Source organism: Actinoplanes sp. NPDC049548, assembly GCF_040676695.1.
Taxonomy (GTDB): domain Bacteria; phylum Actinomycetota; class Actinomycetes; order Mycobacteriales; family Micromonosporaceae; genus Actinoplanes.
In genome coordinates this window covers 315,202-330,061 of record NZ_JBFAPM010000007.1, presented here as the reverse complement: position 1 = coordinate 330,061, position 14,860 = coordinate 315,202, and the positions used below count along the sequence as shown (strand labels likewise).

Annotated in this window: 11 protein-coding genes; 7 read left to right on the top strand and 4 right to left on the bottom strand. The window is 70.6% G+C overall.

Translation table 11 applies throughout. The annotated features are described in order from the left end of the window. Window positions 1-651: tetratricopeptide repeat protein (locus AB0J80_RS17155; protein WP_364705574.1), on the top strand; the 651-nt coding region annotated here is incomplete at its 5' end. A gap of 105 nt (window positions 652-756) precedes the next feature. After that, complete coding sequence (locus AB0J80_RS17150) at window positions 757-1,638, top strand: SMP-30/gluconolactonase/LRE family protein (protein ID WP_364705573.1); 882 nt, start codon at window positions 757-759, stop codon at window positions 1,636-1,638. 3 nt (window positions 1,639-1,641) lie between these two features. On the opposite strand, the gene AB0J80_RS17145 is transcribed toward AB0J80_RS17150, so the two are convergent. Continuing rightward, on the bottom strand, window positions 1,642-2,421 hold the full coding sequence (locus tag AB0J80_RS17145; protein WP_364705571.1) for a hypothetical protein: 780 nt from the start codon (window positions 2,419-2,421) through the stop codon (window positions 1,642-1,644). A 198-nt stretch (window positions 2,422-2,619) separates the two neighbouring features. Between AB0J80_RS17145 and AB0J80_RS17140 the strand changes: the two genes are divergently transcribed. From AB0J80_RS17140 to AB0J80_RS17130, 3 genes are all read left to right on the top strand, one after another. Further along, window positions 2,620-4,866: an ATP-dependent Clp protease ATP-binding subunit gene (locus tag AB0J80_RS17140; RefSeq protein WP_364705569.1), complete on the top strand. Its 2,247-nt coding sequence runs from the start codon at window positions 2,620-2,622 to the stop codon at window positions 4,864-4,866. A 49-nt stretch (window positions 4,867-4,915) separates the two neighbouring features. After that, complete coding sequence (locus tag AB0J80_RS17135) at window positions 4,916-6,313, top strand: M28 family metallopeptidase (RefSeq protein WP_364705567.1); 1,398 nt, start codon at window positions 4,916-4,918, stop codon at window positions 6,311-6,313. A 187-nt stretch (window positions 6,314-6,500) separates the two neighbouring features. After that, window positions 6,501-9,473: a COR domain-containing protein gene (locus tag AB0J80_RS17130; protein WP_364705566.1), complete on the top strand. Its 2,973-nt coding sequence runs from the start codon at window positions 6,501-6,503 to the stop codon at window positions 9,471-9,473. A gap of 7 nt (window positions 9,474-9,480) precedes the next feature. On the opposite strand, the gene AB0J80_RS17125 is transcribed toward AB0J80_RS17130, so the two are convergent. The 3 genes from AB0J80_RS17125 to AB0J80_RS17115 all read right to left on the bottom strand — a co-directional run bounded on the left by AB0J80_RS17125 (window position 9,481) and on the right by AB0J80_RS17115 (window position 12,420). Further along, complete coding sequence (locus tag AB0J80_RS17125) at window positions 9,481-9,726, bottom strand: LuxR C-terminal-related transcriptional regulator (protein WP_364705565.1); 246 nt, start codon at window positions 9,724-9,726, stop codon at window positions 9,481-9,483. Between the two features lie 199 nt (window positions 9,727-9,925). Further along, window positions 9,926-11,269, bottom strand: coding sequence for a hypothetical protein (locus AB0J80_RS17120; RefSeq protein WP_364705563.1), 1,344 nt, complete (start codon window positions 11,267-11,269; stop codon window positions 9,926-9,928). A 242-nt stretch (window positions 11,270-11,511) separates the two neighbouring features. Then, entirely contained in the window at window positions 11,512-12,420 is a 909-nt protein-coding gene (locus tag AB0J80_RS17115; RefSeq protein WP_364705561.1) for a hypothetical protein, read from the bottom strand. Between the two features lie 197 nt (window positions 12,421-12,617). Between AB0J80_RS17115 and AB0J80_RS17110 the strand changes: the two genes are divergently transcribed. Then, window positions 12,618-14,474 carry a hypothetical protein gene (locus AB0J80_RS17110; protein WP_364705560.1) on the top strand — a complete coding sequence of 619 codons (1,857 nt, stop codon included), beginning with the start codon at window positions 12,618-12,620 and terminating at the stop codon, window positions 14,472-14,474. Continuing rightward, complete coding sequence (locus AB0J80_RS17105) at window positions 14,471-14,821, top strand: DUF5955 family protein (RefSeq protein ID WP_364705559.1); 351 nt, start codon at window positions 14,471-14,473, stop codon at window positions 14,819-14,821. The genes AB0J80_RS17110 and AB0J80_RS17105 overlap by 4 nt, the downstream gene beginning before the upstream one ends. The last annotated feature ends 39 nt before the right edge of the window (window positions 14,822-14,860 follow it).

The following is a 14,860-nucleotide window of genomic DNA, read 5'->3' as shown; positions in this document are numbered from 1 at the left end:
GACATCCTGTACCAACGCGGCGACTACGACGAAGCCCTACGCATCCACACCGAACAAGCACTGCCGGTCTACGAGCGGCTCGGCGACACCCGCTCGGCGGCAGTAACATGGGGGCAGATCGCCGACATCCTGTACCAACGCGGCGACTACGACGAAGCCCTACGCATCCACACCGAACAAGCACTGCCGGTCTACGAGCGGCTCGGCGACACCCGCGAGGCGGCGGTTACCTGGGGACAGATCGCCAGCATCCTCTTCCACCGCGGCGACTACGACGAAGCCGCCGAGCTACACACCAAGCAATTGACGGTCTTCCAGGACATGGGCGACCCGGAGGGCATCGCGTCAGCCAAGTGGGGATTAGCCCAAGTCGGACTTGCCCGCGAAGACTACACCTCGGCGTTCCCGTTGCTCGTCGACTCGTTTCGCCTTCTCCAGCAACTCAAGCGTCCCGATGGCATCGCCGCCGTGGGCAACGTACTGGGACAGCTTCTCCTCGCGGCAGCACAACGCGACCAAGCCGTCGTCGTCCTGAGAATCAGCCTCCAGGCCGCCGAGAAAATCGGCGCAGCGGTGCTCATCACCCATCTCGAGGAACTGCTTGATCAGGCGACCGAGACTCACAATTCGGAAAGCGAAGCACAGCAATGACCAAGTGCCTCGTATCGCGTGAGAATGCGCCCGTCGCGCGGCTGATCACCGCAGCGCACGCGGAGGCCCATTGATACCGGCTGCCAGTCCGTGAATAGTCAGCCCATGAACTTCCAGGTAATCGCAGTGCCGGGCCACGGCGCCGAGGACGTCGTCGTGGCCGCAGACGGCTCCGTCTTCACGGGTACCGAGGACGGCGTGATCCATCGGATCACCCCGGACCACCGGGTCGAGGCCGTGGCCGACACGGGCGGCCGGCCCCTGGGCATCGAGCTCCTCCCCGACGGCCAACTGCTCGTCTGCGACGCCCACCGAGGCCTCCTCGCCGTGGACCCGTCCACCGGCGCGATCGAGCACCTTGCCGGCGGCATGCGCTTCTGCAACAACGCCGCGGTCGCCTCCGACGGCACCATCTACTTCTCCGACTCCTCCACCGTCCATCCGATCGCGGAATGGCGGGCGGAGGTCGTCGAGGTGACCCGCACCGGCCGCCTGCTCCGCCGCTCCCCCGACGGCACCGTCACCGTCCTGCGCGACGGCCTCGCCTTCGCCAACGGCGTGGCTCTGGCCGCTGACGAGTCATTCGTCGCTGTGGCCGAGACGGCGGCGCGCACCATCGCCCGTCACTGGCTGACCGGCCGCGACGACTTCCTCGTCGAGGACCTGCCCGGTTACCCCGACAACATCGCCCGCGGCAGCGACGGACTGATCTGGGTCTCACTCGCCAGCCCGAGAGACCCGCTGGTCGAACGCCTCCAGCACGCCCCTGTCTGGATCCGGCGTCAGGTCACCAGGATCCCTCAGTCGCTGCAGCCGGCCCCGAAGCGAACGGTCCGGGTTCAGGCGTACGACGACGACGGCCGACTGGTGCACGACCTGACCGGCGACAGCGCCCGGTTCCACATGGTCACCGGTGTCCGGGAGCACGACGGCCGCATCTGGATGGGCAGCCTTCATGAGCCGGCCGTCGCGGTGCTGACCCTGTGAGGCTCAGACGCCGGCCGGCTGCTGCTCCTGGCCGAGGTCGAGGAGGTGGACCCGCGGATCGCCCCCGAGCCGCACCTCGTACGCCGTCGGTGGTCCGCTCTCGGGCCAGCGTGCCCCCACCACCGTGGCCGTCCGACCGGCGACGTTGATCTGCGCTCCGGGCGTCTTGAGGCGATGCGCCGCGAGCAGCACCGCGTCGAGGGTCTGGCGGGCGCCCGGCAGAGAGCCGCGCAGGCTCACCGTTCTGAGTTCGCGACCGAGCGTGATCGTTGCCTCGCTGCGCGGGTCGCCCGCTTCGAGGGCAGCCTCGACCCGTGTCCACAGCCGCCAGGGATCGTCGTCGAGCAGCAGGCGGGCGGCCCGGTCCAGGGCCGCGCACGTGATGTCGACCGCCGTCTCCTCGCCCAGCTCCGCCACCCATGCCAGCTCATCGGGGGCCGGCAGCAGGCCCGGTGACTCGTGGGCGGCCACCGCGTACAGCATCGCGAGGACCGTCTGGCGGTCGCGGCCGTCGTAGAGCCGGCCCGCGGCGGTGTGCAGGCGCGGGAAGCGGGCCGTCAGGTGGGCGGCGCGGCCCAGCGGCGGTGTGGCCGCGTCGCGGGTGTCGCGTACCCGGGCGTGGAAGGGGCGCTGTTCGCGGTGGGCGAACAACAGCGCGCGGTGCGGGTCGGCGATCAGGCGCGCGGCGACCGAGTAAGGCACTCCCATCTGGGCGGCGAGGGCCCGGATGGCTCGCCGGCGGGCACGGTCGTGGGCCTGGCGGCGGTACTCGGCTTTCGTCATGGCGGTCCCTCCCCTGGGCCATCGTAGGTTCTCCGTTGTACGTTGAGGGGGCAGCCGCGCCTGCACGAGCGTGCGAGCCCCCCACGCGGGTTCGCGTCGACGCCAAGAGGCTCTGACTCAGCGCACACCACCCTTCTGCACGCCCGCGTGCGCCGACGGGTGGGGTGCGTGGGGCCTCGCCGCGAGGACGTGAGTGTCGTGTTCGAACGGTTCACCGATCAGGCCCGCCGGGTCGTGCTCCTGGCTCAGCAGGAGGCCCGGCTTCTCCAGCACCACGACATCGGCACCGAGCACCTGCTGCTCGGCCTGGTCAGCGAGGGTGAGAGCGTGGCCGCGCAGGCCCTCTTCGGCCTGGGCGTGACGCTCGAGGCCGCTCGTGCGGAGGTGGCGGAGGTACTCGGCGAGGGCCCGGAGGCGCCGGGCGTCCACGTCCCGTTCACCCCGGGCGCCAAGAACGTCCTCGAGCTCGCCCTGCGGGAGGCGCTCAAGCTGGGCCACAACCACATCGGGCCCGAGCACATCCTGCTCGGGCTGCTCCGGGAGGTCACGGGCGTGGCGGCTCAGATCCTGGTCACCCTGGGTGCAGAGCCTTCGGCCGTACGCGGGAAAGTGCTGCAGCTGCTGTCGGGGCATCCCGCCCTGGGCACCGCACCACCGGTCACCTCGACGCTGCTCGACCAGTACGGCGAGAACCTCACCGAACGCGCTCGTGGCGGCCGCCTCGATCCCGTGGTGGGGCGCGACGGCGAGATCGACCGGATCATCGTGGTGCTGTCCTGCCGCACCAAGAACAACCCGGTCCTCGTCGGCGAGCCCGGCGTCGGCAAGACAGCCGTCGTGGAGGGTCTGTGCCGGCGCATCGTGGCCGGTGACGTGCCCGAGACCCTGCGCGCCAAGCAGGTGTACACCCTTGACCTGGGTTCCCTGGTGGCCGGCTCCCGGTACCGCGGTGACTTCGAGGAGCGCCTGAAGAAGGTGGTCAAGGAGTGCCGGACCCGGGGTGACGTGATCCTGTTCATCGACGAGATCCATACCCTGGTCGGCGCGGGCGCGGCCGAGGGTGCGATCGACGCGGCGAGCATTCTCAAGCCCATGCTCGCGCGGGGCGAGCTCCAGACGGTCGGCGCCACCACCACGGCGGAGTACCGGCGGTACTTCGAGAAGGACCCCGCTCTCGCCCGCCGCTTCCAGCCGGTCCCGATCGACGAGCCGAGCGCCGCCGAGGCGGTCGAGATCCTGCGGGGCCTGCGCGACCGGTACGAGAAGCACCACCACGTCACGTACACCGAGGCCGCCCTGACCACCGCCGTGACCCTGGCAGACCGGTACGTCGCGGACCGCTTCCTGCCCGACACCGCCATCGACCTGATCGACCAGGCCGGTGCGTGGGCGCATGTGCGGCCGCGTGCCGGCGGGCGGATCGGCGGCGAGCAGATCGCCGAGGTCGTGGCGAGCTGGACGGGCATCCCGGTGCAGCGGCTGACCGAGGCGGAGACGTCGCGGCTGCTGCGCATGGAGGACGAGCTGCACCACCGTGTCATCGGGCAGGACGAGGCGGTCCGGGCGGTCGCGCGCGCGGTCCGGCGTACCCGTGCGGGGTTGAAGGATCCGAGACGGCCGTCCGGGTCGTTCATCTTCGCGGGCCCCTCCGGCGTCGGGAAGACCGAGTTGTCCAAGGCGCTGGCGGAGTTCCTGTTCGGCTCCGAGGACGCCCTCATCCAGCTGGACATGTCGGAGTTCCACGACCGGCACACGGTGTCGCGGCTGGTGGGCGCGCCGCCCGGGTACGTGGGTCACGACGAGGGCGGGCAGCTGACGGAGAAGGTACGGCGCAAGCCGTTCTCGGTGGTCCTCTTCGACGAGATCGAGAAGGCCCATCCGGAGGTGTTCCACACGCTGCTGCAGGTCCTGGAGGAGGGCCGGCTGACCGACGGCCAGGGCCGGACCGTGGACTTCGCGAACACCGTGATCATCCTGACCACCAACCTGGGCACCCGCGACGCCTCCAAGCCCGTGTCCCTGGGCTTCGACGGCGGCGCCGGCATGCCGGACCGGATGGCCGCGAAGGTGCACGACGCGCTCAAGCACCACTTCCGCCCGGAGTTCCTGAACCGCATCGACGAGACGATCGTGTTCCCCCGGCTCACCGAGGCGGACGTCCTGGCCATCGTCGACGTGCTGTTGGCCCGCATCGACCTGCGGCTGCGCGACCGCGGCATGGGTGTCGAGGTCACCGGCGCGGCCCGCCGCCACCTGGCGGCGAAGGGGTTCGACCCGTCGCTCGGCGCCCGCCCGCTGCGCCGCACCATCCAGCGCGAGGTCGAGGATGTGCTGGCCGAACGCATCCTGCTCGAGGACCTGCGCCCCGGCCGGGTCGTGGTGGTCGACTGCGTGGACTCCGGGCTGGTGTTCCACGATCGAGCGGACGCGGAGGTGAACATCTGACATCGATGAGCATGGACATGCGGTCCGCAGTGGACAAGCATGCTCAGGTATGACAGATCAACGCGAAAAGCCCCAGCCCACCCGGCGCGCGTTCCTGTCGGCCTCCGCGGCCGTCGCCGCGACCCCGATGCTCGGTCGCGCCGCGCACGCCGCCGGCCTGCGCCGGCAGGCGCCCGACCGGGAGCTGCGGGCACTGCTGCGCGAGATCGACCCGCACCGGATCGAGACCATCGTCACCCGGCTGGCCGCCTTCGGCACCCGGCACACCCTCTCCAGCCAGGACGACCCCGAACGGGGCATCGGTGCGGCGCGGGACTGGATCTACGCGCAGTTCCAGGCGTACGCGGCGGCGTCCGGCGGCCGGATGACCGTCGAGCTGCAGTCGTTCATCCAGCCGCCCGGCCCGCGCATCCCCTCGCCGACCCGCATCACCAACATCGTGGCCACCCTGCGCGGTGAGCGTGAGGCGGGCCGGGTGTACGTGGTGACCGGCCACTACGACTCCCGGGCCAGCGACGTCATGGACGCCACCAGCGACGCGCCGGGCGCCGACGACGACGCGTCCGGCGTGGCCGCCGTCATGGAGGTCGCCCGCGTGATGGCGACCCGGCGCACGGAGGCCACCATCGTGTTCGCCGCCGTCGCCGGGGAGGAGCAGGGCCTCTACGGCTCCGACCATCTCGCCCAGCAGTACAAGGACGCGGGCGTGGACGTGCAGGCGATGGTCAGCAACGACATCGTCGGGACGGGGGACGCCCACGACGGCACGGCTGCTGACCCCCGTACCGTGCGGTTGTTCGTCGAGGGAGTGCCCACGGCCGAGACGCCCGCGCAGACCGCGACCCGGCAGTCGGTCGGGGGCGAGAACGACGGGCCGTCACGGCAGCTCGGCCGCTTCGTCAAGGACGTGGCGGAGAACCCGCAGACCGGCATGACGGTACGGGTGATCTGGCGTCGCGACCGTTACCTGCGCGGCAGCGACCACATCTCCTTCCTGCTCCGCGGCTACCCCGCCGCACGCCTCACCGAACCGCGGGAGAACTTCGCCCACGAGCACCAGGACGTCCGCGTCGAGGGCGGCGTGCAGTACGGCGACCTGGTCGAATACTGCGACTTCCGCTACATCGCCCGCGTCGCCCGGGTGAACGCCGCCGCGCTGTGGTCCCTCGCCCAGGCCCCGGGCACCCCGAAGGGCGTGGTCATCGACACCACGCGGCTCACCAACGAGACGACCCTGCGCTGGCAGCCGTCGACCGCGGCGGACCTCTCCTGCTACGAGGTGGTGTGGCGGGAGACGACCGCCCCGGACTGGCAGCACGTCCTCCCCGTGGGCACCGTCACCACCGTGACGATCGACCTCTCGAAGGACAACGTCTTCTTCGGCGTCCGTGCCGTCGACCGGGAAGGCCACCGCAGCCCGGTGGCGGCTCCGATACCGGCGACCTGAGGCGGCGTCGGAGATCTGACACTCTCCGGCGACTCCATGGATTGGATCACCGGCCGCCGTTTACTTTCTCCTGATGGGGAATCGCAAAAAGCGAGTATTTCCTTTCCGTCGGCTCATCCGTCCGCGGTCGCCGCTGGGCGACACCGCCCCCGCGACGCCGTGGCAGCGGATACCCGACGGCTTCACCGTGCGCGCACAGCAAGTGCCGCTGGAGAACGGTGACGTCATTTCGACGATCGGTCCCAGCCGACTGTTCACGCAGGACGCTCTGGACCGGGCTCGACGCGACGGGTACGTCCGCTTCTCCGGATCCGGACTCACGTCCTTGCCGCCGGAGATCAGCCAGCTGGGCGACCTGCAGCGGCTCTACCTGATCCACAATGACCTGGCGGAACTGCCCCCGGGAATCGGGCATCTCGTCAATCTCACCGAGCTCGACGTCCGCAGCAACAAGCTGTCCACGCTCCCGGCGGAGATCGGCAGACTGGACCAGCTGGAGGAGCTGTACCTCGACGACAACCGCATCGTCGAGCTGCCCCGGGAGATGGGCCTGCTCGCCCGGCTGCGGAACCTCGACCTCGAGGGCAACCGGATCGCCCAGCTGCCGGCCGAGCTGTTTCAGCTGCGCGGCCTGGAGCAGCTCGACCTGCGCAACAACGAGCTCACCGAACTGCCACCGGACATCGGACGGCTGACGAACCTGCGACGCCTTTACCTGAGCCACAACCGGCTCCGGAGCCTGCCGCCGGAAATGGGCCGGCTCACCCGCCTGGAGAAACTGGATCTCGACGACAACCTCATCGTCGAGCTGCCTCGGGAAATGATCCAGATTCTCAGCCGGCCCATCACGTTCACCATCAAGGACAACCCGCTCGCCGAGCCGCTGCCCGAGCTCATCACGCGCGGCTGGACGGCGGTCTCCGCGTACCTGAAAAGCCTCGAGGACGCCATTCCCCAGTACGAGGCCAAGATCCTCGTCGTCGGCGAGGGCAACGTGGGAAAGACCTCGCTGGTGGCGGCGTTACGGTCCGAGGACTTCATCGCGAACCGGGACACGACCCACGGCCTGGAGATCCAGCCCCTGACCCTGACGCATCCCGACCTCGGTGTCGACATCACGGTCCGGACCTGGGACTTCGGCGGCCAGGAGGTCTACCGGATCACCCACCAGTTCTTCTTCAGCCGGCGCGCGCTGTACCTGCTCGTCTGGAATGCCCGGGACAGGCACGAGCAGAACGAGGTCGAGGCCTGGCTGCGACGGATCCGGCTCCGGGTCGGCCGGGACGCGCGTGCCATCCTCGTCGTGACCCACGGGGACGAGCGCAACCCCGAGATCGACTACCACCATCTCGAACGCCTCTTCCCGGGCATGCTGGCGGGTCAGTACACCGTCGACAACAAAAGCGGCTCGGGCATCGACGCGCTCAAGAAGGCGGTGGCCCGGGAGGCGGCGGGGCTGCCCCAGATGGGCCGGATGCTGAGCACCCGCTGGATCGCCGCCCGCAACGAGATCCTCGGGCAGTACCGCGAGCGGCCCCACATCGAGTTCTCCCTCTTCGTCGAGACCTGCGCCCGGCACGGGCTGGACGACAGCGAGACCTCGACGCTCGCCGAGCTGATGCACGACCTGGGCCAGATCATCTACTACGGCGACGATGACGGACTGCGCGACATCGTGGTGCTGAACCCGGAGTGGCTGACGAAGGCGATCGGCTTCGTCCTCGAGGACCGGCCGACCCGGCGCGCCTCCGGGGTGCTCGTCCACCGGCGGCTGTACGCCATCTGGAAGAACCGCGTGCCCGGCGGTTACGACGCGCGCTACTACCCGTACTTCCTGCGGCTGATGGAGAAGTTCGACATCTGCTACCGGCTCGAGGGGAACCACCAGCCGCTGAGCCTCGTGGCGCAACTGGTTCCGCACGCCAAGCCGCGCCTGCCGTGGACCTTCGACACACCCATGCACACGGGCGTCCACAAGGTGTCCGTCGTCTGCAAGCTCCAGGAACCGGCTCCGGGGCTCGTCTCGTGGCTCACCGTCCGGCATCATCCGGCGTCCATCAACAAGCACTGGCGCAATGGTGTGTTCCTGCGCCACCCGGTCTCGGCGTACGGGTCGGAAGCGCTCATCGAGCTGTCCACCGACCGCCGGCTGGCGGTGGAGGTCCGCGCACCCTCACCGGACATGTTCTTCAACGTCATCGTGGACAGCATCGAACATCTCCTGCGCCTGCGGTGGCCGGGTCTGCAGTACCAGTTCACCGTTCCGTGCCCGACCCCCGAGTGCCCGGGCGAGTTCCCGCTCGACGGGCTCGTCCGCCGGCGCGTGCAGGGCAAGCTGAGCCGCGACTGCCTCGAATGTGACGGGGAGTTCGACATCTCGGAGATGCTCACCGGGTTCCCCGTGGTGCAGCCCGAGCTGCACTCGGCCATCGGCCGGCTGAACGACCAGATCGCCGACATGAGCGGCATGGTGCGGCGCATCTCCACCGGCATGGAGCGGGTGGAGGTGCTGGCGACCGAGAGCACCCACTCGCTCCGCCGGGTGATCAGCGCGGTCGCCACCGAGGTGACCGACTGCCCGCGGGTCTTCACGTTGGCGCCGGTGTCCCGCTCGTCGATGCTGGACCGTTTCCGTGTCACCACCGACGTCGTCACCCTGACGCTGTGGTGCGAGCATCCCGGCGAGTGGCACCCTTGGCATCCGGCCTCCTACCAGCTGCGGCAGGAGAAGGAGTGGCTGTCCCAGGCGGCCCCGTACGTGAACTTCCTCCTGAAGTCGTTGCGACTGGTGGTGCCCGTCGCCGCCGCGGTCGCGGGCGTCATCCTCCCCAAGCCCGACGTCGACGACATCTCCGCCCAGATCGACCTGATGAAGTCGGTGGCCGACCAGCTTCCCCACCAGATCGGAAGCGCCGAACGAGAGGGCGAGAAGCTCGACAGCAAGCTGACGGTCGCCGAGGGAGCCGCCCTGCGGGCGTTCAGGGCCCTGCTTTTCCGATACGACGACAGCCGCTACTTCGGCGACCTGCGACGGGTCCAGGCACCGTCGGGCGAGTATCTGTGGGTGTGCCCGCACCACCACCAGGAGTACGACCCGGGCCTGCCGGCGATCCTGGAGGTGACTCCGGACGCGATCCACGAGCTGCCGTCCGGCCCGTAACGCGCAGCTACCCGGTGCTGAGCTCGGCCGGTATGAACAGACCCCGGCGGCGGGCGCGCATCGCGGCCATGGTCCGGGTGGCGGCGTCGAGCTTGCGCATGACGTGTTCGAGATGGACGACGACCGTCCGCTTGCCGATGGTCAGGGCGGCAGCGATCTGGTCGTTGGTCCAGCCCTCCAGTAGCAGCCCCAGAACCTCCAGCTCGCGGCGCGTCAGGGATGCAAGGCGAGCCCGGCGGCGAATCGCACTCACTGTCCGGGAAAGAGTCGCAGGCCAGGTGCCCGGCGGCGCCGGGTACCTGGCCTGAGTGCACGGTGACCCGTGGTCGAAACGGGGACGGGGCGGAAGGTCAGTGAGCCGCCCGCTCTGCCGGGCCGGAGCCTCCTCCGGCTCTCTGAGCTATCGCCGTGCCGCCCCAGCGTCGTCGATCATCGCGGCAGGCGCAAAGTATTTACCGCGACTGCGCCTGGCCGGAGAACACGCCGAGCTGCCGCAGCACCCCGGCCAGCAGCGGGGACGACACCGTCACCCCGTGCACCAGGTCCCGGGCCGGCTTCGGCAGCTCGGCCAGATCCTGCCGGTACGGCTGCGTCCAGCCGGTGGCCTCGGGGTCCACCCCGTGCCGCCGGCACGCCAGCCGGACCAGGTCGGCGTCGCACGAGTCGTCGCCGAGCACGACGTCCCACGGCAGGGGCAGTTCCGCCCACACCTGCACGTCGGCGTGCTGGTCCCGGCCCTCCAGCCGGTGCCAGGCCGCCACGTCCGCGGCCACGAGTGCGGGGACCTTGCCCGGGCAGCTCGCTTCGATGACGTCGTCGTACCCGAGTCCGCGCATGAGGTTCAGCCAGCCGGTGCGGGCCTGGTTGAACGCCCGGGTGGAGCTGTTCCACGTCGACGAGTCGTCACCCGCCCGCATGATCATGTGGGTGGGGTCGCGGCGCACGTCGTAAGCGCGCCGCAGGGCCCGCGACGACGCGGCGAGCTGCTCGTAGTACAGCCCCATCAGCCGGCCGCACTGCGCATCGTCGAGGCGGTCCAGCACCGACCAGCGGGTCAGCACGGAGGCCAGCACCCACGGCCGGCAGGTCGGGGCCGCCAGCGCCGCCGCCAGCAGCTGCTCGGCGAGGGTGTCCATCGGCCGCGCCTGGCGGCCCGACGTGAACAGGGTCCGCAGGTTCAGCCGCGACACGTAGTAGGCGGTGAACGCGGCCGTGGCCGGGCACGCGACGAAGTCCTCCTCGGCGACGAGGTACGCGAGCCGCGCCTTGCCGAACGCCACCGACGCCTCCCGGTCCCGTTCGGCGGCGAGCACCTCGGTGCGCTGCTGCAGGTGCAGCACGGCCCGCACCGCCCGCCGGTACGCCCGCACCGGCACCCCGGGAAGCAGGTCCCGCCGGGTGGCGGCGTCCATCCGGTCCCGGGCGTCGGCGTGCCCGCCCCGGTTGCCCCGCGCTCCGGACGGCTTCGGCAGCCGGTGGTACGTGCCGCCCGTCCACGACTTCATCGGCACCGGGCGGCGCGGCATCGTCCTGCGTGCCGGCCACGGCTCCTCGGTGGGGAGCCCGAGCAGCGTCAGAGCCGACGCGAGCCACCGCCGCAGCGACGCCGGGTCGGCCGGGTCCGCCGCCGCCGGTGCGGACCGCCCCGCGGTGCCGGCGACCGCGTCCACCGCGGTCCGGGCCGCCTCGTACGCGCGAGCCGGCCCCGGATGACGCCGCCAGGTGGTCGGCATGGACGACCCGACGGGCCCGTAGCCGGCGAACAGCAGGTCATGTGCCTGCTGGTAGCGGACCATCGCGTACAGGTCCCGGGTGCCGACCGCGCTCAGCCAATGCTCCGCTCCACGATGTCCGCCGCCACGTCCTGAGGCGTCCGCCGCTCGCGGAGTCCGAGGTACAGGCGGTGCAGGATGGTCTCTTCCGACCGCTTCACCGACACCCTGACCACCCGCCCCGTCGTCATCACGGCCCCGAGGAGGACCGGCGGGACAGTATCGGCGCCGGCGTACGAGGGCGTCCATCCGTTTTCTGCGGGGCATCAGCAGGGATCCGACGTTCCTTTGCCTCGCACGACGCGGTAGTCCCCCGACGACGCGCCGCTGACGGTGTAGGCGATCCGCCATCGCGTACAGGTCTCATCGGGCCTGTCCTTGGGCCCGGCGCCGGGTTCCTGCTCGCTGCGGAACGTCACGTCGGCCAGCAGCCGGTCGTCGTCGAGCCCGGTGACGCCGAGCAGCACGATCTCGGAGTCCCGGGAGGTCCTGGTGCCACGCTCCAGGGCCGCCATGTCATCCGGGTCGCCGGGGTCGACGGACCCCGATGGGTCCAGGACGGTGGCGACCCGGTCGTAGTCCTTGTCGTTGATCCCGCCGAAGTACGTGTCGAACATTGCCGCCACCGCCTGGGCCCGGGCGTCGGCGACGCCGGAGTCGATGGCGACGCTCCCGGCGGCCGTCGGCGTGGTTTCCGGTTCCACGGCGGTCTCCTCGGTCGGGAGTACCTCGGTGGGCTCGTCGGTGGGCTCGTCCGTGACCTCGTCGGTGGGAATCTGGTCGGTGGGTTCCGTAAGCTGCTGCGCGGTCGTCGGGGCGGCGGCCGGGCCTTCGTCCGCGCGGGCGTCGAGGAGCCGGGGCACGGCGAGGACGGCGGCGACAGCGACGCCGACGGTCAGCAGCGAGACCAGCACAAGCAGCCCAGGCCCTCGCCGGACCCCCGGCACGACGGCGGGCCGGTTCGCCGCGGGCGGCGTCGGAAGGTACGGCGGCGGCACCGGCTCGGTCAGGACGTCGGGATCCGGCCGGACCTCGGGAAGCACCACGGCGCGCGCCACCGGCCCCGTCGCCGCGTCCCCGGGCCCGGCGGTCCTGCGCGGCTCCGCGCAGACGTCACAGGACGCCTGACCGTCCGCATTCCGCTCGCCGCATCGCGCGCAGGTCCACATTCGCATCAGTGAAACGCAGGTCCGCCGAACGGTGAAGACGCTCTTCCGCCGAAGTCGCCGAACCATTCGAAGATCGATTTTCGCCGATCGGCCGATGCTGTTCGTAAACCCCTTTTCGGCCTATGGGCCACCGCTTCGGCGATCGGTAATTTCGGCGGGAACCGTCCTGTGCAATGTGGATTCCGTTCACGATTCGGGGGACCATGCGACACGATGACAGGAATGGCGGGGCGCCGCCGACGGCCGCCGAGGTCGGCTTCGGCCACGGCGACGGGACCGTTCGCGATCCGCACGCCCGGATGTCGTCGACGACCCGGTATCTGAGCGGTGCCGCCTATGTCGACGAGGACTACGCCGACCGGGTGATCCAGGAGCTGGTCGCCGACAGCCATCGGGCCGTCGCGCCGGCGATCGGCTACGACGTCACCACGGTCATCCGGCACTGCTTCCGCGCACAGCGGCTGTGGCTGGTGCAGAACGCCGTCATCACCGGGATCCTGCTCGTCGGCCTGGTGGCCTTCACCTCCGCCACGGTGACGGTCCTCGCGGTGTGCATCGCGGGTGCGCTCGTCACGACGGAGCATCCGGAGCCCGGCAAGCGCCCGTCGTGGAAGGCCGTGGCGGCCGGGATCCTGGCGCTGTCCGTGCTCGGCTGCGTCCTGTGGCCGCTGATCACCGCTCTGCAGACCTTCGGCTTCGGCGACCTCGGCCCGTCCACCTTCGACGGTGACTCCTTCGGCGGGGACGGGTTCGACTCCGGCACGAGCCAGGACGACCTCCCGGGCACGGTCATCAAGTTCCTGCTCACGGTGCTGCTGGTCGCCGGGTCCGCGTACGGGACGGTGGTCTGGTCCCGCCAGCGAATGATCGGCATCATCACGACGGACCTGGCGCGCGGGGGGTCGCGCGCCGCACCGCAGACCAACCGGCGGGAGATCGAGCACCGCCTGGGCGTGATCGACGAGGCCCAGCACGGCAACATCCTGCTGCACTCCGGGTACGAGCCGTTCGTCGGCGCCGGGCAGCGGACCACCGCATGGTCGATCGCCACCGAGCTGCGGCCGGACGAGGACTCCGGCGACTCGCCCGGCACCCGGGTCAACGGCCGTTCCCGGACGCAACCCCTCACCGCCCGGGTCCAGATCGACCCGGTCGAGCTGGTCACCTGCCTGCGGCGGCGGCTCGCGGCGCTGCGTTCCAAGGACCTGCCGCCTCAGGAACGCATCGCCGGCCTGCAACTGCGCGACCTGGTGGTCTCCTCGGGCGCACGCTGGCACGACTACCCGCTCATCGACGAGCGCGCGCGGCTGCCGTACACGCACGCGTCCCCGGAGGCGATCAACGCGATCATCAAGTTCCCGCAGACCAGTGCGCGGCATTTCCTGCGGGCCACCGTCGGGGCCGCCGAGATGGCCGCCCTGAGCGACGACGGCCGCGCCGTCATGCCGGCGGAGCACCAGAGCGTCGTCAGCTCCACGTACCTGCATGTCGCGGTGGAGGGCGGCCTGCTCTACGTCGAGCTCGTCACGGCCGTGCTCGGGCCGATCCAGCAGCGCTACCTGGACATCGACGTCTACGACCGACGAACCGACGCGCTCGTCACCGCCGCGGGTGAGGCCCTGCGCCGGGTCTTCCGCACGACCGCGGCCGCGCCGCTGCGGCTCGTCCGCGCCGCGAGACGCAGCATCACCCTGGCGAGTGCGATCCATCGCGCCGACCGTGAGGCGGCCGAGGAGTCGGTGTACGACTTCGGCGCCCGGGTGGACGTACGCCAACTGGGATCGCGTCACGACTTCGCCAACTATCTGCAACGCCTCGACGCCGAGAAATACAGCCGGCTGATCGAGCGACGGGCCACCGAGGCCATCTACGAGTTCCTCACCGACAAAGGCGTGGACACCTCCGACTTCGCGGCGAAGGTGAATTTCCGCCAGTACAACAGCACCACCATCAGCGGCTCGGCGTACGGGCCGGTGGCCACCGGAACCGGCGCCTCCGCGACCATGACCGCCGCGGCGGCCGCGCTCGCGGGTGGCAAGAAGAAAGGGAGCGGTTCATGAGCAACGAACTGCACATCGGCGGCAACTCGTACGGTCCCAACGCGGTCGGCCGCGGCGCCCGCGCCACCCAGCACCACGTCGCGATCGGCGCCGCCGTGGACGACCAGCTCGCCGGGGCTCTGGCGGCGCTGCGCTCGCTGGTGGAGGAGCACCGCGATCAGATCCCGGAAGCCGCCCGGGTCCAGAAGGACATCGACGCGGTGGAACAGGAGACCGCCGACCCGGACCCGGACCGCGACCGGCTTCGCGACACGCTGAAGCGGATCGGCGTCCGGGTCGCGGCGGTCGCCCCGGTGGTCAGCGCCGTCAACGACGTCCGCGAGCTCATCGAGCGCCTGGTCCCCTGAGGTGCCGAGGCGTACTTGTCGAGCGGATTCGACCCGGAA